This window comes from Zhengella sp., assembly GCF_041397485.1.
Lineage (GTDB): Bacteria > Pseudomonadota > Alphaproteobacteria > Rhizobiales > Rhizobiaceae > Zhengella.
Genome location: NZ_JAWKWO010000001.1, coordinates 553,899 through 575,857, shown reverse-complemented (window position 1 = coordinate 575,857; position 21,959 = coordinate 553,899). Strand labels below are relative to the sequence as shown.

The window sequence follows — 21,959 nt, the reverse complement described above, 5'->3', positions numbered from 1 at the left end:
GCGGCGTTTCGGATCGCATGGGCTTTCTTCCCAAATCGCTGGCCCTGCGGGTCACGCTTCTGTCCACCGTCCTCGTCGTGGTTGCCTTGCTGGTCATCGCCACGGTGATCGCCACGCTCTACAGCCGTGCCAGCGTCAGGAATTTCGACCAGTTGCTGTCCGCGCACCTGTTCAACCTGATCGGCTCGGTCGGCCTTGATTCCGAGTCCCGGCTGGATGGATCACCCGATTTCGGCGACATCCGCTATTCCCAGCCTCGATCGGGCTGGTACTGGTCCGTGGAGCCGGTCACCGGCGACATAGAGGCGCCGCTGTCCTCGCCCTCGATGACCGGACCAGTTGCGGCGCCGCCGCCCGCTCGCGTTCCCTTCGACAGCATGTTTCGCCGGACCTACGTGACCGACGGCCTTGCCGGCGAGCGCGTCAGGGTGTTCGAAAGCGAGTTCGAACTGGGCGGCACGGGAGCGGCTGCCCGCTTCCGCATCATGGGCAATGAATCAGAATTGCGCGCGGACATTGCCGCCTTCCGGCGTCAGATCTGGACCTATTTCGCCATTCTCGGCCTGGCGCTCGTGGCAATCAATGCCATGGCGATGCGTTATGGCCTGCGCCCGCTCGACCGGGTCCGGATGGCGCTGGGCGACATTCGCGAGGGCAGGGCGCACCTTCTGGCGGGTCCATTCCCCCACGAGATCGAACCGCTGGCCGAGGAGATGAACGCCCTCATCGAGAACAATCGGCGCATTGTCGAGCGCTCCCGCACGCAGGTCGGCAATCTCGCCCATTCGCTGAAGACGCCCCTTGCCGTGATCGTCAACGAAGGAAATGCCCTTGGCGGCGACAGGGGGCGGATCATCGGGCAGCAGGCCGAAGCGATGCGTTCCCAGGTGGAGCACTATCTTCAGCGCGCCCGCATCGCTGCCCAGCGGGAAAGCGTGATCTACCGTGCCGATGCGGCCGCCGTTCTTGAGCGCCTGGCGCGTGTGGTCGCCAAGCTGAACCCGGACAAGGACATCGCGACCGATCTTCCCGACCGGCCTGTCATCTTCGCCGGGGAGGAGCAGGATCTCGAAGAAATTGTCGGCAACCTTCTGGAAAACGCCGTGAAATGGTCGCGCCATGCCGTCACGCTTGCTCTTGCGGAAGATGGCGAAGGCCGGCTCGTCGTGCGCGTGGCCGATGATGGTCCGGGCATTCCCGCCGAAAGAGCCGCCGAGGCCCTGAAACGGGGCAGGCGGCTTGACGAACAGGTGCCGGGCAGCGGCCTCGGCCTTTCCATCGTTTCCGAGCTGGTCAGCGAATATGGCGGACGCCTCTCGCTGGGAAGGGCCGCATTGGGCGGATTGGAAGCAAAGGTGGAACTGCCTGTGGCGAAAGCATGGCGTATGTCCTAATTCGGACATAAGCTGCGGTTATCGGGCAATGTCGCTGCCAAGATTCGAGGGATGAAATCATGCAGATGATCCGGCTTCTGGCTTTGGCCCCTGTTCTGCTGGCCGCCGGCTGCGCGACCGGTTCGGTCACGCGGACAGCCTTTGCGCCGGCCCAAGCCCTTCCGCGTGGCGCAGCCGCGGTGGAGCGAAACCTGCTGGCTCCGCTGGGCGGCGGTCTCGTGGCGCAAGGCAATTTGCTTGAGGCGGGATCGAGCGACCAGCGCCGTGCGCTGGAGGCGGAATATCGCGCGCTCGAATATGCGCGCGGTGGGGAAAGCGTGGCCTGGAAGGGCTATGGCGTGTCGGGCACGGTGACACCGGCCCAACCCTATCAGGTCGGGTCGCAGAATTGCCGCCAGTATACCCATGTCCTCGACCGCAAGGGCGAAGTGTCCGAATTTCGCGGTGCTGCCTGCCGCAATCCCGATGGAAGCTGGACCCTTTTGAACTGATGGCGCCCCTGTGGCGAAATGTGCCACCGATAATCAACTTTGCACTGGTTGGCAGCGGCCTTGGCAATGGCTAAATGAACGTCATGACGATCTGGATTGTTGCCATTTTCCTGACCCTTGCCGCAGCCGTGGCGCTCCTGCGCCCGATGCTGCGTGCGCCTGCAGCCGCCGACAATGCCGCGGCCTATGACCGCGAGGTCTACAAGGACCAGCTCAAGGAACTGGAGCGCGACGAGGCGCGCGGCCTGATCTCGGGCCGTGAAGCAGAAGAGGCGCGCGCGGAGATCGCACGCCGGCTCCTGAAGGCGGATGCCGAGGCAAAGGCCGCACACACGGTTTCTGTCGCCCGAATGTCCCGGGTTGTGGCCGGCTTGGCGATCCTCTCGATTCCGGTTGTCAGTTGGGGACTCTATTCTGCACTCGGCTCGCCCTCCTTGCCTGATCAGCCGCTCGCCATGCGGATGCAGCAGAACCCGGCCAACGCCTCGGTTGCCGAACTGGTGGCCCGTGCCGAAGATCATTTGCGGCGCAATCCCGACGATGCGACCGGCTGGGAAGTCCTGGGTCCGATCTACATGCGCCTTGGCCGGTTTGACGATTCGGCCAATGCCTGGCGCAATCTCATCCGGATCAGGGGCGAGAACGCCCAACGCCTCAATGGCCTTGGCGAGGCGCTCGGTGCCGGAGCGCAGGGCATCGTCGATGGCGCGTCGCTTGAAGCGTTCCGCAGGGCGCTCGCGCTGGAGCCTCGAAACGAGAAGGCGCGTTTCTTCGTTGCCGTCGGCGCTGCCCAGGCCGGACGCCTGGAGGAAGCGCGCGCGGCCTGGCGGGAATTGAGCGAGACGGCCGCGGATGGTTCGCCCTGGCGCGCGGCTTCGGTCAATGCCATCCGCGAATCCGGCGCAGAGGCTCCCGCCTTGCCGGAGACGGCGCAATCGGGCGCCCCTGCGCCTGAACGCGGACCGACTGCCGAGGATGTGGCTGCCGCCCAGCAGATGAGCGCACAGGACCGCATGGCGATGATCGAGGGAATGATCTCCCAACTCGACGAGCGCCTGAAGGAAAACCCGGACGATGCCGCAGGCTGGCAGCGCCTTATTCGCGCCTATGCCGTGATGGGGCGCAAGGATGATGCCGCGGCGGCCTTGAGCCGGGCGCTGGCAGCATTCGAGGACAAGCCGGAGCAGGCCGGCGAACTGGCGGCCTTTGCGGCTTCGCTGGGCATTCAGGCACCGGTCAGTACGCAATGAGGTAACGACGATGGCAATGACCAGGAAACAGAAACGGCTTTCCGTCATTTTGGGCGGGCTGGCATTTCTCGGGCTTGCAGCCGGCCTTGTGCTGGTGGCGTTGAACCAGAAGATCGTTTTCTTCGTCACGCCGTCCGATCTGACTTCCATCGAGGCTCAGGCAGGGCAGCGCATGCGTCTTGGCGGTCTCGTGAAAGAGGGAACGGTTGTGCGCGGGGAGGGCACGCGGGTAAGCTTCGCGGTAACCGATACGCTCAAGGATGTGTCGGTTACCTATGACGGCATCCTTCCCGACCTTTTCCGTGAGGGTCAGGGTGTGGTGACAGAGGGCCTGTTCAATGGCGACGGGCAGTTCGTCGCCGACACGGTGCTGGCCAAGCATGACGAGAACTACATGCCCAAGGAAGTTGTCGACAGCATGAAGGAAAAGGGCGTCTGGCAGCAAACCGGGGAAGGCGAGCAATGATGCTGGCGGTTGGGGAGGCTTGAGCATGGTGGAGATCGGACATTTTGCGCTGGTGCTTGCACTGGCTGTTTCACTGGTCCAGTCGGTGATCCCGGTCTATGGCGCGCGCACCGGTGACGAGCGGCTGATGGGAATGGCGGCGCCGGCCTCTTTGACTGTGCTGGCACTGATTGCCATCTCCTTTGCCGCGCTCGTCCAGGCCTATGTCACATCCGATTTCTCCGTCCTCAACGTGGTCGAGAACTCCCATTCCGCCAAGCCACTGATTTACAAGGTGTCCGGCACCTGGGGCAATCATGAGGGCTCGATGCTGCTCTGGGTCCTCATCCTCTCGATATTCGGCGGCCTTGTGGCGCTGTTTGGCGGCAACCTGCCATCGAGGCTGAAGGCGCTTGTCATCGCGGTTCAGGGATGGATCGGAACCGCGTTTCTGCTGTTCATCCTCTTCACGTCCAATCCCTTCGCGCGTGTGGCGAATCCGCCCGTCCAGGGACAGGATCTCAACCCGATCCTCCAGGACATCGGGCTCGCGATCCATCCGCCGCTTCTCTATCTCGGCTATGTCGGGTTTTCGATCAGCTTTGCCTTTGCCGTGGCGGCCCTCATAGATGGCCGCGTCGATGCGGCATGGGCGCGCTGGGTTCGCCCCTGGACGCTCGCCGCCTGGATATTCCTCACCGCAGGCATCGCGATGGGCTCCTATTGGGCCTATTACGAACTGGGCTGGGGCGGATACTGGTTCTGGGATCCGGTGGAAAACGCGTCGTTCATGCCCTGGCTCGCCGGCACTGCGCTGCTCCATTCCGCGATCGTCATGGAAAAGCGTTCCGCGCTCAAGATATGGACGATACTGCTCTCCATCATCACCTTTTCGCTGTCGCTTCTGGGCACTTTCCTGGTGCGCTCGGGCGTTCTCACCTCGGTTCATGCCTTCGCCACCGATCCGTCGCGCGGCGTCTTCATCCTGATGATCCTGATGGTCTTCATCGGCGGATCGCTGGCCCTGTTTGCATGGCGAGCCGGTTCCCTGAATGCCGGCGGACTGTTCCAGCCGGTCTCGCGTGAAGGCGCCCTGGTCCTCAACAACCTGTTCCTGACCACGGCCACGGCGACCGTGCTTATCGGCACGCTCTATCCGCTTTTGCTGGAATCGGTCACCGGCGAAAAGATTTCGGTCGGCGCGCCATTCTTCAACCTCACTTTCGGGCCGCTGATGATCCCCTTGCTCATCGCCGTTCCATTCGGCCCGTTGCTGGCCTGGAAGCGTGGCGATCTCTGGGCGGCAACGCAACGCCTTTTCGTGGCGTTCGCCCTGGCCTTGGCGGGCGTGGCCTTCGTCCTGTTGTTCGTTGATCGCAACGCCCTTTTCGCGGCCCTTGGCACGGGTCTCGCCGTTTGGCTTTTTGCCGGCAGCCTGACCGATCTCGCCCTGAAAGCCGGTGTCGGCAAGGCGGCGTTTCCCGTCATGCTGCGCCGCTTGCGCGGCCTTCCGGGCTCGGCCTTCGGCACCGCGTTTGGCCATTTCGGTCTTGGCGTGACGCTTCTGGGAATAGTCGGGGTCAGCGCATTCCAGACCGAAAACATCCTGACGATGGAAAAGGGCGATACCCTGCCTGTGGCCGGATATACGCTTCGTTTCGACGAGATGGCGGCCATACAGGGCCCGAACTTCCAGGCTGACGAAGCGCGTTTCTCGCTGCTCGACGGCAAGGGAGCGAAAATGGCCGATATCGCCTCCGCAAAGCGGGTCTACACGGCCAGCCGCATGCCGACGACCGAGGCGGGCATACATACCTTCATCTTCTCGCAATTGTATGTCTCCCTTGGCGATCCCGCATCCAATGGCGGCATGGTGGTGCGCGTCTGGTACAAGCCTCTGGTGACCCTGATCTGGCTTGGTGGCCTGGTCATGATGGCCGGTGGTGTCCTTTCGCTGGCGGATCGCAGGCTGCGCGTCGGTGCGCCCTCCCGGTCCGGCCGCAAGGCTGCGCCGCAGGCTGCCGCAGAGGCGAAGGCATGAGTCCCTCCCGCCGTTTTCTGGCAGGTTTCGCGGCATGCCTGTTCGTCGCTCTTCAGTCACTTCCCGCGCTGGCCGTCCGGCCCGACGAGATGCTGGCCGATCCGAAACAGGAGGAACGGGCCCGCGAAATCTCGGCCGGGCTGCGTTGCCTTGTTTGTCAGAACCAGTCGATCGATGACAGCGATGCCGATCTGGCGCGCGACCTGCGTGTGCTTGTGCGGGAGCGGATCAGCGAAGGCGACTCGAATGAGGAAGTGATCGATTTCGTGGTCTCGCGCTATGGCGATTTCGTGCTTCTCAAGCCGCGTTTCTCGGCGCAGACACTGCTGCTTTGGGGCACGCCCTTGCTCGTTCTGCTGTTTGGCGGTTTCCTTGTCGCCATGAATGTGAAGAACCGCCGCCGCGCCGCGCCTGCCGGCCTCAGCGTGGCGGAAGACGCGGAACTGAAGAAAATCCTGTCCGAAGGTGATTGATGCCATGTGATGCCATGTGCATGCATTGATCCGTGACGGGCACTCGGGGGGAGCAGACCATGGTTTCCACATGGAGACGTATCGAGTTCAGCGGCCATTCGGGGGGCAAACTGGCTGCCCGGATGGACATGCCGGATGGCCCGGTGCGCGCCTATGCGCTTTTTGCCCATTGCTTCACCTGCTCCAAGGACATTCTCGCCGCCCGGCGCATCGCTGCCGACCTGGCGCGCGAAGGCATCGCCGTGCTGCGTTTCGATTTCACGGGCCTGGGATCTTCGGAGGGCGAATTCGGCAACACCAGCTTCTCCTCCAACTGCGCCGATCTGATCGCGGCCGCCGACTGGCTGCGCGACAACCACGCCGCCCCTGCGATTCTCATCGGCCATTCGCTGGGCGGCGCGGCAGTGCTGGCGGTTGCCGGCCGGATTGAGGAGGTCCGGGCCGTGGTCACCATCGGCGCACCCGCCGACGCCGATCACGTTCTGCAGAACTTCCACGCCTCGCTGGATGCTATCCGCGCGAACGGATCGGCCGAGGTCGTGCTGGCGGGCCGCCGCTTCACGATCTCCCGCGAGTTCGTGGAAAATGTGGAAGCGGCCAATGTCCGCGACGCCGTCGGTCACATGCGCAAGCCGCTGCTGATCCTCCATTCGCCCCTCGACGAGACGGTCGGCATCGACAACGCCGCCGCGATCTTCCAGGCTGCGCGCCATCCCAAGAGCTTCATCTCCCTCGACCATGCCGATCACCTGCTGACAAAGCCGCGCGACGCGCAATTTGCCGCCTCGGTCATTGCCGGATGGGTTTCGCGCTACCTGCCGGAGGATCGTGCCCAGGGCGAGAGCGTGCGTGAACATGTGCGTGTCTCCGAGACCGGGCAGGGGACCTTCCAGAACTCTGTTCTGGCCGGCCGGCACCGTCTCTTCGCCGATGAACCCGAAAGCGTTGGCGGTCTGGATACCGGGCCATCGCCCTACGACTTCCTGTCGGCCGCACTTGGCGCCTGCACCTCCATGACCCTGCGCATGTATGCCGACCGCAAGAAGCTGGCGCTCGGCCGCGTGACCGTCGATGTCAGTCATGCGAAGGTTCACATGGCCGATTGCGCGGAATGCAGTGACGAGGAGAAGGCGAAGGGCGGCCGGATAGACCGGTTTGAGCGCGTCATAACGGTCGAGGGCGGCGTGCCGGAAGCCCTTCGTGACAAGATCGTCGAGATCGCGGGCAAGTGCCCTGTTCATCGCACACTGGAGCATGGATCGAAGGTCGCCACCCGCGTGAATGGCGACGGGTGACGCTCTGCCGCGCACATTACAAAAGTTTCATTCGCCGGAAAGAGCGAGGTAATGTCGCGTGACCTAGATATCGCCTTGAAGGTGCCGGCAAGGCGCCGAACGAGGAAAGGATATCTGACACATGACCTCAACCAATTCAAAGCTGCGCATCCGCTTCATGGCCGCTGCCGCCGCGACCGCCATCGCCGCGGGAACGGGCATGGCAACGCTTTCGCCGGTTGCCCATGCCGAGGCGGTGCGCGTCGAGACGGCCCAGGTCAATCCGGGCTTTGCCGACGTGGTCGAGAAGGTCTCGCCCGCCGTCGTTTCGGTGCGCGTCAAGAGCGACGTGCAGAACACCAGCAACAACAATGGTTTCTCCTTCTCCATTCCGGGCATGCCGGGCATGGAGGATCTGCCGGACGATCATCCGCTCAAGCGGTTCTTCCGGGAATTCCGTGGCGACGGCAATGATCGCAATTTCAATGACCGCCGCAGCAATCGCAACAGGCCGCACCGTCTGCGTCCCACGTCCCAGGGCTCCGGCTTCTTCATTTCCGAGGACGGGCTTCTGGTCACCAACAATCACGTCATCAAGGGTGGTTCTGCCTATTCCGTCGTCATGGATGATGGCACTGAACTCGATGCCAAGCTGGTCGGCACCGATCCGCGCACCGATCTGGCCGTGCTGAAGGTCGAGGATGCCCGCAAATTCACCTATGTCGACTTTGCGGATGACAGCAAGGTACGCGTGGGCGAATGGGTCGTGGCTGTCGGCAATCCGTTCGGCCTTGGCGGCTCGGTGACAGCCGGCATCGTCTCGGCGCGCGGACGCGACATTGGCGCCGGCCCCTATGACGATTTCATCCAGATCGACGCTGCCGTGAACCGCGGCAATTCCGGTGGCCCGGCCTTCAACCTCAAAGGTGAGGTGATTGGCATCAACACCGCCATTTTCTCGCCGTCCGGCGGAAACGTGGGCATCGCCTTCGCCATCCCGGCCTCCATCGCCAAGGATGTCGTCTACGACCTGATCGACGATGGCTCCATCGAGCGTGGCTGGCTGGGTGTCCAGATTCAGCCCGTCACCGATGATATCGCCGAATCGGTCGGGCTTGCCGATGCCAAGGGTGCGATCATCGCTGAACCGCAGCCGGGCAGCCCGGCGCTGGCCGCTGGCCTGAAGGCGGGCGACATCATCACCGCCGTCAATGAGGAAACGGTCGACAGCCCGCGCGATCTTGCCCGCAAGATCGCGGCGATCGATCCGGGTACGAATGTGAATGTCGCCGTCTGGCGCAATGGCGAGGCCGAATCGGTAACCGTGAAGCTGGGCGTCATGCCCAAGCCGGACCAGATGGCGGCCGGTGAGAACGGCCAGCAGACCGTTCCGGCCGAACCGGGGACGATGGATGAATTCGGCCTGACGATGACGCCTGCCGATGACGGACGCGGCGTGGTCGTCACCGATGTTGAGCCCGGTTCTGACGCCGAGGATCGCGGCATCCAGGCCGGCGATGTCATCAGGTCGGTGAACTCGAACCCGGTTGGCAGCGTCTCGGACGTCGAGAAGGCGGTTGATGAAGCCGGAAAGGCTGGCCGCAAGGCTGTGCTCCTTCAGGTGGAACGCAACGGCCAGAATCGCTTCGTCGCGCTGCCCGTGCTGCGCGGCTGAACGGCCAGGTACATGCCCCGCCTGTTCGGCCCGTCCGGAGGCGGGGCAGGATGCAGCCCGGTGTAGTGTTCAAGAGGCTGCGCGGCAGCGGGTTCCCATCGCCCGCTGCCGCATGCGTTTTTTCGGGAGGCTTTCTTGGCGAATATGCAGTCCCAAATCGGTCGTGAATCCGTTAAGACCATTCCCATGAAGATTTTGGTGATCGAGGACGACCGCGAAGCGGCCGGCTATCTGGCGAAGGCGTTCGAGGAAAGCGGCCATGTGGCCCATGTGGCTGGGGATGGCGAAACCGGTTTCGCGCTGGCGGAAGCCGGCAATTACGACATTCTCGTCGTCGACCGCATGCTGCCGCGCCGCGATGGACTGTCAGTGATCGCCGGATTGCGCGCCCGCGGCATCGAAACGCCGGTTCTCATTCTTTCCGCCCTTGGTGAGGTGGACGACCGCGTCACCGGCCTGCGCGCCGGTGGAGACGATTACCTCACCAAGCCCTATGCCTTTTCCGAACTGCTGGCGCGGGTGGAAGTGCTCAACCGGCGCTCCGGCGCTCGCGACAGCGAAACCGTCTATCGTGTCGGCGACCTGGAACTGGACCGGCTGGCCCATGCGGTCCGGCGCGCCGGGCAGGACATCACGCTGCAGCCGCGCGAATTTCGCCTGCTCGAATATCTCATGCGCCATGCGGGCCAGGTGGTCACCCGCACCATGCTGCTGGAAAACGTCTGGGATTACCATTTCGACCCGCAGACCAATGTCATTGATGTCCATGTCTCGCGCCTGCGCTCCAAGATCGAGAAGGGCTTCGAGACGCCCATCCTGCATACGGTGCGCGGCGCGGGTTACATGCTGAAGGCAGGATGACATCATGCGCCTGCCGGCGATCCTCAACACGACCGCCGCGCGCCTTTCGGCGCTTTTCCTCCTTCTCTTCATGGTCTGTGCCTTGGCGCTGGTCACCTACATGACTTCGCTTTCGGTGCGAATGCTGACGGCCCAGACGCGCGAGGCCATCGACCAGGAAATCGCCCAGCTCAATCAGGTCTACCAGATTGCCGGCCTGCCGGGCCTCGTGCGCTCCGTGGACCGCCGCGCCCGCCAGCCGGGCGCCAATCTCTTCCTCATCGCCGACCCCGCCGGGCGCATCCTGGCCGGCAATGTCGAGAGCCTGGCGCCGGGCATTCTCGACGATACCGGCTGGACGGAGCATCCATTCACCTATGTCCGTTATGGCGAGATCGCGTCCACGCGCACGGGCGGCGAACGGCATGAGGCCATCGCCCGTGTCTTTGAATTGCCCAACGGCCTGATCGCGCTGGTCGGCAAGGACCTGGGGGAACCGGAGCGTCTGCGCATCGTCGTGCGCAAGGCGCTGATTCTGGCGCTGGGCATGATGGCGCTGGGCGGCTTCCTGATCTGGTTTTTCGTCGGCCGCCGCGCCCTCAAGCGCATCGATGCCGTGTCGGCCGCCAGCCGCCGCATCATGGGCGGTGATCTCTCCGGGCGTCTGCCGGTCAGCGGTTCTGGCGATGAGTTCGACCGCCTGTCGACCAACCTGAATGCGATGCTGGCCCGCATCGCCGACCTCAATGACGGGCTCAAGCAGGTGGCCGATAACATCGCCCATGACCTGAAGACACCGCTGACCCGCCTGCGCAATCGTGCCGAGGCGGCGCTGGCATCCGGTCGCAATGAATCGGAGTTGCGCGCAGGCCTCGAGCAGGCCATTGCGGAATCGGATCAATTGATCCGCACCTTCAATGCCATCCTGATGATTTCGCGCCTCGAAGCGGGCAATGGCGCAAGCGAACGCGGTGCCGTGGATCTCGCCGCCGTGGCGCGCGATGTTTGCGAACTTTATGAACCATTGGCGGAGGAAGCCGGTGTCTCGCTCGCCTGCGGCGCACTGGCCGATGTCACCGTTATCGGCAACCGCGAACTGATCGGCCAGATGGTGTCCAATGTGGTCGACAACGCCATCAAGTATGCCGGCGGGGAGGGCAAGCACGCGCGCGTGCTGGTGACGGTGGAGAAAAGCGCCGCAGGCCCGGTTCTCACCGTTGTCGACAACGGCCCCGGCATCCCCGTCGAGGACCGCGAACGGGCCACCGAACGCTTCGTGCGGCTGGAGGAAAGCCGCAGCCAGCCCGGTTCCGGTCTCGGTCTGGCGCTTGCCAAGGCGGTGATGAAGTTCCACGGTGGGCACCTTGTCCTCGGTGATGCGGAGCCGGGGCTGGCCATATCCATGATCTTTTCCCGAGGGGAGGAAAAAAGATGACTTCCGGTGTCGGACATGCCTTCAAGCCGTGGTTTGGCGAGGCCCAGGCCGTACTCAGACCGCTCGACCCGGACAATGCGCGCGCCGAGATCGCGGATCTGGCCGGCCGCGCCCGCGCCGCCGGACACGAGGCGCTGGCTGCAACATTGTCCGACGCCGAAGACCCGAACGCCGCCTTCATCGCCGCGGCGCTCGATCTTTCCCCATTCCTGCGCGACACCATCCGCCGTGATCCGGCCATGCTGCAGCGGCTGGCGCAGGAAGGGGTGGAAGCGCGGCTGGACGCGCTGCTTTCCGCGATCCGTGCGGCGGGTAGCGCCGAGGGGCAGAGTGAAACCGGCCTGATGCGCGACCTGCGCCTGCTCAAGGCCGAGGCCCACGCGCTGATCGCGCTCGATGACCTTGCCCATGGCGGCAATGCGCGCGCAACCGTTGGCCGGCTGTCGGCATTGGCGGATGCCGCCATCGGCTCCGCCATCCGTTTCCTGCTGCTGGAGGCAGCCGGACGCGGCAAGCTCGACCTGCCCGATGCGGCCGATCCGGAAAAGGGATCCGGCTGGGTCATCCTCGGCATGGGCAAGCTTGGCGCCTGTGAACTGAATTTTTCCTCTGACATCGATCTCGTGGTCTTTTTCGATCCTGAAGCGCCGGCCGTGGGCGACCCTTGGGACGCCGCAGACACCTTCGTGCGCATGACCCGCCGGCTCGTGCGCATCCTGCAGGACCGCACCGAGCATGGCTATGTGTTCCGCACCGATTTGCGCCTGCGCCCCGATCCGGGTTCCACGGCGCTCGCCATTCCGGTCGAGGCGGCGCTGATCTATTACGAGGGCAGGGGGCAGAACTGGGAGCGCGCCGCCATGATCAAGGCGCGCCCGGTGGCCGGCGACATCCGCGCGGCAGAAGGGTTCCTGAAGGAATTGCAGCCCTATGTCTGGCGCAAATACATGGACTACGCCGCCATTGCCGACGTTCATTCCATCAAGCGCCAGATCCACGCCCATCGCGGGCACGATGCGATTGCCGTGCATGGCCACAACGTCAAGCTGGGGCGCGGCGGCATTCGCGAGATCGAGTTCTTCGTCCAGACCCAGCAGCTCATCGCCGGTGGCCGTTTTCCGGAACTGCGCGGCCGGCAGACGATCGCCATGCTCTACATGCTGGCCGACCGCAAATGGATCGAGCCGGAGACGGCGTCCGAACTGGAGGAGCAATACTGGTTCCTCCGCTCTGTCGAGCACGCCATCCAGATCGTTGCCGACGAACAGACCCACATCCTGCCGGAAGATGACGAAGGCATCCGGCGCATAGCGCTCATGCTGGGATTCGCCGGTGAAGAGGCTTTTGCCGAGCGGTTCCGCGCTGCGCTGAAGACCGTCGAGGGCCATTATGCCGCCCTGTTCGAGACGGCGCCGCAGCTTTCCGGCGACATGGGCAATCTCGTCTTCACCGGTGAGGACGACGATCCGGGCACGCTGGAAACACTGTCGCAACTGGGCTTCGAACGCCCGAGCGATATGGCGCGCGTCATCCGCACCTGGCATTTCGGCCGCTACCGCGCGACGCAATCGGCCGAGGCGCGCGAACGGCTGACCGAACTGACGCCGGCCCTGCTCAAGACCTTCGGCGCAACCCGCCGGGCCGATGAGGCGTTGCTGCGCTTTGATGAATTCCTGGCCGGTCTGCCATCGGGCATCCAGCTCTTTTCGCTTCTGCAGACGAATCCGCCGCTGCTCGGCCTCCTGGCGACCATCATGGGCGCCGCGCCGCGCCTGGCCGCCATCATCACACGCCGGCCGCACGTCTTTGACGGGCTTCTCGACCCGGCGCTGATTTCCGACCTGCCCACCCGCGCCTATCTGGCCGACAGGCTGGAAACCTTTCTCGCCGGCGCCACCTTGCACGAGGAAGTGCTGGACCGGCTGCGCATTTTCGCCGCCGAACAGAAATTCCTCATTGGCATCCGTTTGCTGACCGGCGCCATTGACGCAAGGCGCGCCGGCAAGGCGTTCTCCGACCTGGCTGACCTGACGATCAGCGCCGCCCTCGATGCGGTTCAGGACGAATTCGCCCTGCGCCACGGCCGCGTCCCCGGCGGGCGCGTGGCAATTCTCGGCATGGGCAAGCTCGGCAGCCGCGAATTGACCGCCGGTTCCGATGTCGACCTCATCCTGCTTTACGATCATGACCCGGACGCGATGGAAAGTGACGGGGAAAAGGGCCTGGCACCATCGCAATACCATATCCGCCTGACGCAGCGCCTCATTGCCGCCGTCTCGGCCCCGACCGCGGAAGGCGTGCTCTACGAGCTGGATCTGCGCCTGCGCCCCTCCGGCAACAAAGGGCCGGTGGCAACCCATGTGGAGAGTTTCGCCAAGTACCAGCGCACCGAGGCCTGGGTCTGGGAGCACATGGCGCTGACCCGTGGCCGCATGATTGCAGGCGATGCGGGATTGTGCAGCGAAATGACCGCCGTGATGGCCGACTTGCTGGACGAGGCCGGCGCCGATGGCGCGAAGATCGCGAAGGAAGCGCGCAAGATGCGCAAGCTCATCGAGGAGGAAAAACCGCCGCGCGATGCCTGGGACCTGAAACTCGTGCCCGGCGGCCTGATCGATCTGGAGTTCATCGCCCAGGTGGCGCGCCTGACCGGCCGCCTGGACCTGCCGGAAGATGGGCCCGTCCCCACCGCCACCGTGAACGTCCTTTCCATCCTGTCGCCGGACTTCGCCGATCCGGCGGTCCGCGACGATCTGGTCGAGGCGGCACAGCTCTACATGGATCTGACCCAGATGCTCAGGCTTTGCCTGACCGGTCCGTTCGAGCGCGACGATGCGCCGCCCGGACTGGTGGACCTGCTCCTGCGCAGCACCGATTTACCCGATTTCTCGGTGCTGGAAGCCCATGTCAAGGAAACCGCAGGGCGTGTGCGCAAGTATTTCGAGGCGCTTCTGCGCGCGGCAGACCGGTAGGCCTGCCACCGCGCGTACAAGCATAGAAGCCCCGGAGGATCGATCCGCCCGGGGCGTTCCGTGGACAGGGCGGGGCGCCGCCGGCGCGTCAGGCCGCCAGCTTGTCGGCCTGCGCATGCGGGATACGCACCGAGACGATGGTGCCGCGGCCCTCGCGCGAGCGGATCTTCAGCGCGCCGCCATGCAGTTCGGCCAGCGAGCGGGAAATCGCCAGCCCCAGGCCGGACCCGTTGTGGTTCTTGGAAAACTGGTTCTGCACCTGCTCGAACGGTCTGCCCAGCTTGCGCAGCGCGGCGTGGGGAATGCCGCAGCCATTGTCCTCGATGGTCAGCGTGACGGCGCCGGACATGTTGCGCGCGCGCACCATCACGCGGCCGCCTTCGCCGGTGAACTTCACCGCATTGGAGAGCAGGTTGAGCGTGATCTGCTTCATCGCCCGGCGGTCGGCAAACACGGTCAGGCTGTCGGAAATCCGGGTCTCCATGGTGATGTTCTTCGCCTTGGCCTGAAGCGAAACCATGGAGACGGTTTCCTTGATCATCGGGCAAAGATCGAAGCTTTCGCGATCGAGCGTGAAGCGGCCGGCCTCGATCTTGGACATGTCGAGAATGTCGTTGATGACGTTCAGCAGGTAATTGCCGCTCTGGTGGATGTCGCGGGCATATTCCTCGTAGCGATCCGACCCCAGCGGCCCGAACAGGCCCGATTGCATGACCTCGGAAAAGCCGATGACGGCGTTGAGCGGCGTGCGCAGTTCATGGCTCATATTGGCCAGGAATTCCGACTTGGCGCGGTTTGCCGCTTCCGCCCGGTCCTTCTCCACCTGGTATTTGCGGTTCAGATCTTCCAGTTCGCGCGTGCGCTCCTCGTCGGTCTTGCGCATCAGCGACAGGTCATGGATCGTCGCCATCAGCCGGCGCTCGCTTTCCTGCAAGCGCTCCTGATGAACCTTGAGCGCGGTGATGTCGGTTCCGATGGAAACCGTGCCGCCATCGCGCGTGCCGAATTCGTTGACCTGCAGCCAGCGCCCGTCCGCAAGCTGGCGCTCCCATGTGGCCCCGCCATGGCCGCTGGCCATGCGCTTCTGTGCCGCGAAGGGCGCCATCTGCGCTTCCACGTGGTCGCGATGGGTGCCCGGCTGAACATCCGATGCCGTCAGCCCCATCTGTTCCAAATACTTGCTGTTGCACAGGACGAGGCGCTCGCTGGAATCCCAGAGCACGAAGGATTCCGGCACGTTCTCGATGGCGGTGCGCAGCCGCATGTCGGCTTCCTCGGAGGCCTGTGCCAGCCTGTGCTGCTCGGTCACGTCCACCGCGATGCCGATCAGGTGCGCTTCCGGCGCTTCCGGATCGACAACCTTGGCGCGCGCGCGCATCCAGACCCAGTGGCCCTTGGCGTGGCGCATGCGGAAGACCTGGTCGATATGGTCGATCTCCCGGCCGGCAATGCGCGTGGCGATCTCGAACAGGTCGCCATCCTCGGGATGGATGATGCGCGACACCTCGCCGAAGGAAAGCATGCCCTCGCTTGGCGCGTAGCCCAGCATGTCATACATCGAGCGCGACCAGTACATGCAGCCGCGCGCCATGTCCCAGTCCCACAGCCCGCAGCGTCCGCGCATCAGCGCCATGTCGACATGGTCATGGGCCTTGGCGTACATCGCGTCCGCGGCGCGGGCACGGGCCGCCTGGCCGAAATAGGCGTAGAGGATGACGATCAGCACCATGGCCGTGGTGACGAACAGGGTCACGTTGAGCGAGACCGTCTGTTTCCATGCGGCAAAGACCTGCGTCTCGGGAACGATCGCCAGCGCGCCATAAGTCCGTCCCGGCGTGAAATCCATGGCCGCGAACTGGCGGCTGCCGGCCATGTCCACCGTCATCACGCCGGCCTTCTCGCCAAACAGCACGAGCGGCTGGCCGCCGGTCAGGATGGAATCGAGGCTGCGGCCCACCAGTTGCTGCGATGTGCCGACCGAGGCGACGACGGCCAGGGAATTGTCCGTGACGATCAGTGCGGAGCGGCCGTCGAGTGCGCCCAGTGCGTTCACATCCTCGATGGCCGCCAGCACACGCGAAAGCGGGGCGCCATCCTCCATCTGGCCGAGTTCGCTGGCCAGCTTGCCGGCGCTCATCTGCAGCATGACACGGGCCGTCTGCGCGGCTTCGTCATGCTGGTTGAGGACGCTGATGAAGCGGGCAGCCGCGATCATGCACAGGAAGATGACGATAAGAACGGGAACCGAACGGCGAAGCACCGGCTCGGAGGCTATCAGACGGCGATAGGCCGGTTCTGCAAGCAATTGCGCTGCCCCCTTCAGCGTGGCCGACCGGCCGCTTCCGGCGCTGCCACGCACAAATGTGTCCCGTTCGGCCGCGCCGCACGCGTCCGCCTTGGCCATGTCTGGCCTCCCCGTTCCCTGTTAGCCGCTCATCGATCCGGCAACGCCGCACAACCGAATCGTCTATAAGGAATCATCGGCGATTCCCCTTGTCCAGTCCCCGGGCTTCAAAAAGTTACGAATTGATGAAACCAGCCGGGATGGATATCAGGCCAGCGTGCGCTCCAGAATGTCCTTCAGATCGGTCGAGAGATTTTCCTGCCCCGCCATGAACACCAGCGCCTTGCGGGCCCTGTCGCGGCGTTGCGGTTCCAGCGACCGCCAAGACCGGAGCGCCGTTGCCAGCCTTGCGGCCACCTGCGGGTTCATGCCGCCGATCTTGAGCACCGTCTCGGCCAGGAACATGTAGCCTTCGCCGTCGCGGCGGTGGAAACCGGTCTGGTTGGCGCTGGCGAAGGCGCCGATCAGGGCGCGCACCCGGTTCGGATTGGCGAGCGAGAAACCGGGATGATCCATGAGCGCCCGGATGCGGGCAAGCGCGCCGTCTCCCGGGATCATGGCCTGGATGGAAAACCACTTGTCGAGCACCAGCGGATCGTCGATGAACCGCGTCTCGAAAGCGGCCAGCGCCTGCGCGGCTGCCTCAGTCCCGCCGGCCTTCTGGGTCAGCGCCGACAAGGCGCCGGCCAGATCGGTCATGTTCGTCGCCGTTTCGAAATGCGCCGTGGCCAGTTCCGTGCTGTCCTCACCGGTGAGATAGGCCAGAAGCGTCAGGCGCAGCGCCCGCCGGCCAGCCTGCTCGGCATCCGGGCTGAACGGCCCGGTATCCGCAAGCTGGTCGTAGAGCGCGCGGAAGCATTGCGCGTTGGCCTGCGCGATGGTCTTCGACAGCGCCTCGCGCGCGGCGTGGATGGCATCGGGATCCACATCCTCGCCGATTTCGCGCGCAACATCCGCCTCGCCGGGCAGGGTCAGCGCCAGCGAACGGTAGGCCGGCTCCAGGGCCTCGTTGGCGGCAACCTCGCCGGCAAGCTGCGCCAGCCGCATGTCGGCCTTCAGCGGCTTGCCACCGCGCGCCAGCCGCGTCAGGCGGATCAGTTCGTCGCTGAAAAGCCGGTCGAGCGCCTGCCAGCGGGAAAACGCGTCGCTGTCGTGGCGGGCAAGGAAGATCCGGTCGGCCTCGCTCTGTTCCAGCGCCATGGTGACGGGCGCGGAGAAGCCGCGCAGCAGCGAGGGAACCGGCCGCTCCTGGATGCCGGCAAACCGGACCGTGTGCTTGCGCTTCTTCAGGTGGATGACGCCGTCGCGCACCTCCGCGCCGTCGGCGGATGACGGCTCCAGGTCCAAGCCATCCGGTCCCACCAGCCCGAAGGCCAGCGGAATGTGCATCAGTTTCTTGCGGCTCTCGCCCGGCGTGGCCGGTATCGACTGCTCGATGTCGAGCACGAATTCGCCGGCCTTGGCGTCGTGGCTGGCCTTGATGGACAGATGCGGCGTGCCCGCCTGGTGATACCAGAGCGCGAACTGCTTCAGGTCGCGCCCGGAGGCGTCCTCGAAACAGGTCAGGAAGTCCTCGATCGTCGCCGCGTCGCCGTCGTGGCGCGCGAAATACAGGTCCATTCCCGTCCGGAACGTCTCGGAGCCCAGGATGGTGCGGAGCATGCGCACCACTTCCGAGCCTTTTTCGTAGACGGTCGCCGTATAGAAGTTGTTGATCTCGCGATAGGCGCGCGGGCGCACCGGATGGGCCAGCGGACCGGCATCTTCCGGGAACTGGTGCGACTTGAGAAGCCGAACCTCGGCAATCCGCTTGACGCCTCGCGAGCGCATGTCGGCCGAGAATTCATGGTCGCGATAAACCGTCAGCCCCTCCTTGAGACAAAGCTGGAACCAGTCGCGGCAAGTGATTCTGTTTCCTGTCCAATTGTGGAAATATTCATGCGCGATGATGGCCTCGATATTGGCGAAATCCGAATCGGTCGCCGTCTGCGCATCGGCCAGCACGTATTTGTCGTTGAAGACGTTGAGGCCCTTGTTCTCCATCGCGCCCATGTTGAAGTCGGACACGGCGACGATGTTGAACACGTCGAGATCGTATTCGCGGCCGAAGACGTCTTCGTCCCAGCGCATGGAGCGTTTCAGCGCATCCATCGCATAGGCCGCGCGGTCGCCCTTGCCGTGTTCGACAAAAATGCCGAGATCGACGCACCGTCCGCTCATCGTGGTGAAGGTGTCGCTCACCCGTTCGAGATCGCCGGCCACCAGCGCGAAGAGATAGGACGGCTTGGGGAAGGGGTCATGCCATTCGGCGAAATGCCAGCCGTCGTCCATCGCGCCCGATGCACCCGGATTGCCGTTGGAGAGCATCACGGGGTGGCCGTCCTTCGGCGCCTCGATTCGCACCGAATAGATGGACAGCACGTCGGGACGGTCGAGGAAATAGGTGATCCGGCGGAAGCCTTCCGCCTCGCATTGCGTGCAGTAGTTGCCCGATGACCGGTAGAGCCCGGAAAGGGCCTTGTTGGCGTCGGGATCGAGCCGGGTCACGATTTCCAGTTCGAACCTGGCAGGAGGGGAGGAAAGCGCCAGCTTGTCCGGTGACGCCTCGAATCCGTCATTGAGCAGCCGTCCGTCCAGCTTCAGCGAAACAAGCGCCAGCCCGTCGCCGTCGAGCACCAGCGGCGTACCCTCGGCCACACCGTCGCGTCGCTCCACGCTCAGCACCGTACGGCAGGTGACATTGCCTTCCTCCAGGCGGAATGTCATCTTCGTCTCGGGAATGAGGTAATCCGTCGGCCGGTATTCGGAAAGCTTGAAGACCTGTCCTGAGTCGGTTCGCATTGCGGCCCTTTCGCCGGCGTCCTGCCGGTGCTATCGCTTGAGCGCCCCGCCGGCGGGGCTGGATCGTGTCACGGTCCGCGCCTGTTTATCCAATCGGGACCAATCGACAAAGCCTTTTGCTGACCCAGATAGGGTGCTGGCTGACAGAGCAAGGGAGAGGGATGGCCATGGGCATGGCAAATGTGAAATTCGGCTTCGGTGCATCGGCGCGCCGCGTGGAGGATCAGGCCTTCCTGACGGGCCAGGGCCGCTATACCGACGACATCGCCCCGCAAGGGTGCCTGCATGGTTATGTGCTGCGCTCGCCGGTGGCGGCCGGCACGTTCACGATGTCAGCCGATTCGCTTGAGGCCGCGCGCACCGCGCCGGGCGTGCATCTGGTACTGACCGGCGCGGACACGGCGGACCTGGGCGATCTGACCTCGCCCATGTACAGCGTGCTGCCGCAGTTGAAGGAAGAGACGCCGCGCAACATTCCGGTCCTGTGCCGCGATACGGTGCGCCACGTGGGCGACGCCGTGGCCTTCATCGTCGCCGAAAGCCGTGCCCAGGCCATGGACGCCGCAGAGCTGATCGAGGTGGACTATGAACCGTCCGCCGCGGTGACCGAGACGGCCAGGGCGCTCGATGCGGACGCACCGCTGGTGTGGCCTGATGCGAAGAACAATCACGCCTTCACCTATCATCGCGGCTCGGCGGATGAGGCCGATGCCGCCTTCGCCAAGGCTGCCCATGTCACGAAGGTCGCCTTCGTCAACAACCGCCTCGTCTGCAACTACATGGAGCCGCGAGCGGCCATCGGCGACTGGCGCGACGATGGCATCACCCTGACCACGGGCTCGCAGGGCGTGTTCGGCATGCGCCGTCTGCTCTGCCAGAACGTTTTCCGCATCGAGCCGGAGCGCATGCGTGTCATCACGCCCGATGTCGGCGGCGGTTTCGGGCCGAAAACCTTTGTCTATCGTGAGTACCCGCTGGTGCTGGAAGCGTCGCACCGTCTCGGCCGGCCGGTCAAGTGGACGGGCGACCGCACCGAGCATTTCCTGCAGGATGCCCAGGGCCGCGACAATGTCGTGGAGGCGGAAATGGCCATGGATGCCGAAGGCCGCTTCCTCGCCCTGCGGATCAACCTGATCGCGGCCATGGGCGCCTATGCCAACCAGTTCGGCCCCTTCATTCCCTGGGTCGGCACCTCCATGACCACCGGCGTCTATGACATCCCGGTCATCGACGTGACCGTGGAATGCGTCTACACCAATACCGTGCCGGTGGATGCCTATCGCGGCGCCGGCCGGCCCGAGGCCGCCCTGCTGATCGAGAAACTGGCCGACCAGTGCGCCCGCGACATGAACATGACGCCCGATGCGCTGCGTGCGGCAAACTTCATCCGGCCCGGACAGTTTCCCTACACCACGGCCACCGGGCGCATGTATGACGTTGGCGAATTCGAGGGCCACATGCGCGCGGCCATGGAAAAGGCCGACTGGAACGGCTTCGAGTCTCGTGCGGCTGAAGCCCGCGAACGGGGCCTGATTCGCGGCATCGGCATGGCCACCTATATCGAGGCCTGTGCCTTTGCCGGCTCCGAGCCCGCGCATCTGAAACTGGAAGACAGCGGCGACGTCACCCTTTTCATCGGCACCCAGTCGAACGGCCAGGGCCATGCGACCGCCTATGCGCAATTCGTCGCCGACAAGCTGAACCTGCCGCTCGAACGCATTCATGTGCGCCAGGGCGACACCAACGAACTGGCCAATGGCGGCGGCACGGGCGGCTCGCGCTCGATACCGCTGGGCGGTGTGTCGGCCTCGCGCGCCGGCGAGGATCTGGCGGAAAAGCTGCGCCGGATCGCGGCATCGGAACTGGAAGCCGACGCCGCCGACATCGAGCTGGAAGACGGCCTCGCGCGCATTGTCGGCACCGACCGCTCCATCTCCTTTGCGGCAATCGCGAAGGCGGCGAAGGATCCGGAAGACCTCAAGGGTTTCGGCGAGTTCAAGCAGGACGAGGCCACCTATCCGAACGGCACCCATGTCTGCGAAGTGGAGATCGACCCGCAGACCGGGGCCACCGAAATCGTGCGCTACACCATCGTCGACGATTTCGGCGCCACGGTGAACCCGATGTTGCTGGCCGGCCAGGTGCATGGCGGCGCGGTGCAGGGCATCGGCCAGGCATTGATGGAAAACACGGTTTATGACGACAGCGGCCAGCTGATCACCGCCACGTTCATGGACTATGCCATGCCGCGCGCCTCCGACATGCCGGCCTTCGATTTCGAGACCCGCAACGTGCCCTCGACCACCAATGCCATGGGCATCAAGGGAGCCGGCGAGGCCGGCACGATCGGCGCGACACCGGCGGCACTCAACGCCGTCACCGATGCGCTGTGGCGGGCCTGCGGCGTCTCCCACATCGAGATGCCGGCGACGCCCGAGCGTATCTGGCGCGCCATCGACCAGGCCGGCGGTGTGAAATGACGGG

The 21,959-nt window shown here is 64.5% G+C and carries 14 protein-coding genes; 12 read left to right on the top strand and 2 right to left on the bottom strand.

The features are described from left to right. Positions 1-17 precede the first annotated feature (17 nt). From R3D65_RS02625 to R3D65_RS02575, 11 genes are all read left to right on the top strand, one after another. Positions 18-1,394, top strand: a complete 1,377-nt coding sequence (locus tag R3D65_RS02625) for a sensor histidine kinase (protein ID WP_371273673.1) — start codon at positions 18-20, stop codon at positions 1,392-1,394. Between the two features lie 59 nt (positions 1,395-1,453). Further along, positions 1,454-1,885, top strand: coding sequence for an RT0821/Lpp0805 family surface protein (locus R3D65_RS02620; protein ID WP_371273672.1), 432 nt, complete (start codon positions 1,454-1,456; stop codon positions 1,883-1,885). A 74-nt stretch (positions 1,886-1,959) separates the two neighbouring features. Then, positions 1,960-3,135, top strand: a complete 1,176-nt coding sequence (ccmI, locus tag R3D65_RS02615; RefSeq protein WP_371273671.1) for a c-type cytochrome biogenesis protein CcmI — start codon at positions 1,960-1,962, stop codon at positions 3,133-3,135. Between the two features lie 16 nt (positions 3,136-3,151). Continuing rightward, the gene (gene ccmE / locus R3D65_RS02610) at positions 3,152-3,601 is read left to right on the top strand and encodes a cytochrome c maturation protein CcmE (protein WP_371274343.1); all 450 of its coding nucleotides are present in this window, start codon (positions 3,152-3,154) and stop codon (positions 3,599-3,601) included. A gap of 25 nt (positions 3,602-3,626) precedes the next feature. Next, the gene (locus tag R3D65_RS02605) at positions 3,627-5,621 is read left to right on the top strand and encodes a heme lyase CcmF/NrfE family subunit (protein WP_371273670.1); all 1,995 of its coding nucleotides are present in this window, start codon (positions 3,627-3,629) and stop codon (positions 5,619-5,621) included. Beyond that, positions 5,618-6,094, top strand: coding sequence for a cytochrome c-type biogenesis protein CcmH (locus R3D65_RS02600; RefSeq protein WP_371273669.1), 477 nt, complete (start codon positions 5,618-5,620; stop codon positions 6,092-6,094). The genes R3D65_RS02605 and R3D65_RS02600 overlap by 4 nt, the downstream gene beginning before the upstream one ends. 59 nt (positions 6,095-6,153) lie before the next feature. Then, positions 6,154-7,389 (top strand): alpha/beta fold hydrolase, encoded by a 1,236-nt coding sequence (locus R3D65_RS02595; RefSeq protein WP_371273668.1) that lies wholly within the window; start codon positions 6,154-6,156, stop codon positions 7,387-7,389. A 121-nt stretch (positions 7,390-7,510) separates the two neighbouring features. Then, positions 7,511-9,043, top strand: a complete 1,533-nt coding sequence (locus R3D65_RS02590; RefSeq protein ID WP_371273667.1) for a Do family serine endopeptidase — start codon at positions 7,511-7,513, stop codon at positions 9,041-9,043. A 186-nt stretch (positions 9,044-9,229) separates the two neighbouring features. Beyond that, entirely contained in the window at positions 9,230-9,904 is a 675-nt protein-coding gene (locus R3D65_RS02585; protein ID WP_371273666.1) for a response regulator transcription factor, read from the top strand. 1 nt (position 9,905) lies between these two features. Further along, a complete protein-coding gene (locus R3D65_RS02580) occupies positions 9,906-11,318 on the top strand; it encodes an ATP-binding protein (RefSeq protein WP_371274342.1) in 1,413 nt (470 codons plus the stop codon). Further along, positions 11,315-14,290: a bifunctional [glutamine synthetase] adenylyltransferase/[glutamine synthetase]-adenylyl-L-tyrosine phosphorylase gene (locus R3D65_RS02575; protein ID WP_371273665.1), complete on the top strand. Its 2,976-nt coding sequence runs from the start codon at positions 11,315-11,317 to the stop codon at positions 14,288-14,290. Before R3D65_RS02580 ends, R3D65_RS02575 begins: the two co-directional genes overlap by 4 nt. Positions 14,291-14,378: 88 nt before the next feature. On the opposite strand, the gene R3D65_RS02570 is transcribed toward R3D65_RS02575, so the two are convergent. Further along, positions 14,379-16,694, bottom strand: a complete 2,316-nt coding sequence (locus R3D65_RS02570; RefSeq protein WP_371273664.1) for a PAS domain-containing sensor histidine kinase — start codon at positions 16,692-16,694, stop codon at positions 14,379-14,381. 147 nt (positions 16,695-16,841) lie between these two features. Then, positions 16,842-19,475, bottom strand: a complete 2,634-nt coding sequence (gene pepN / locus R3D65_RS02565) for an aminopeptidase N (protein ID WP_371273663.1) — start codon at positions 19,473-19,475, stop codon at positions 16,842-16,844. 167 nt (positions 19,476-19,642) lie between these two features. Here pepN and R3D65_RS02560 point away from each other — a divergent pair, with 167 nt between their 5' ends. Beyond that, positions 19,643-21,955, top strand: coding sequence for a xanthine dehydrogenase family protein molybdopterin-binding subunit (locus R3D65_RS02560; protein ID WP_371273662.1), 2,313 nt, complete (start codon positions 19,643-19,645; stop codon positions 21,953-21,955). Positions 21,956-21,959: the final 4 nt, after the last annotated feature.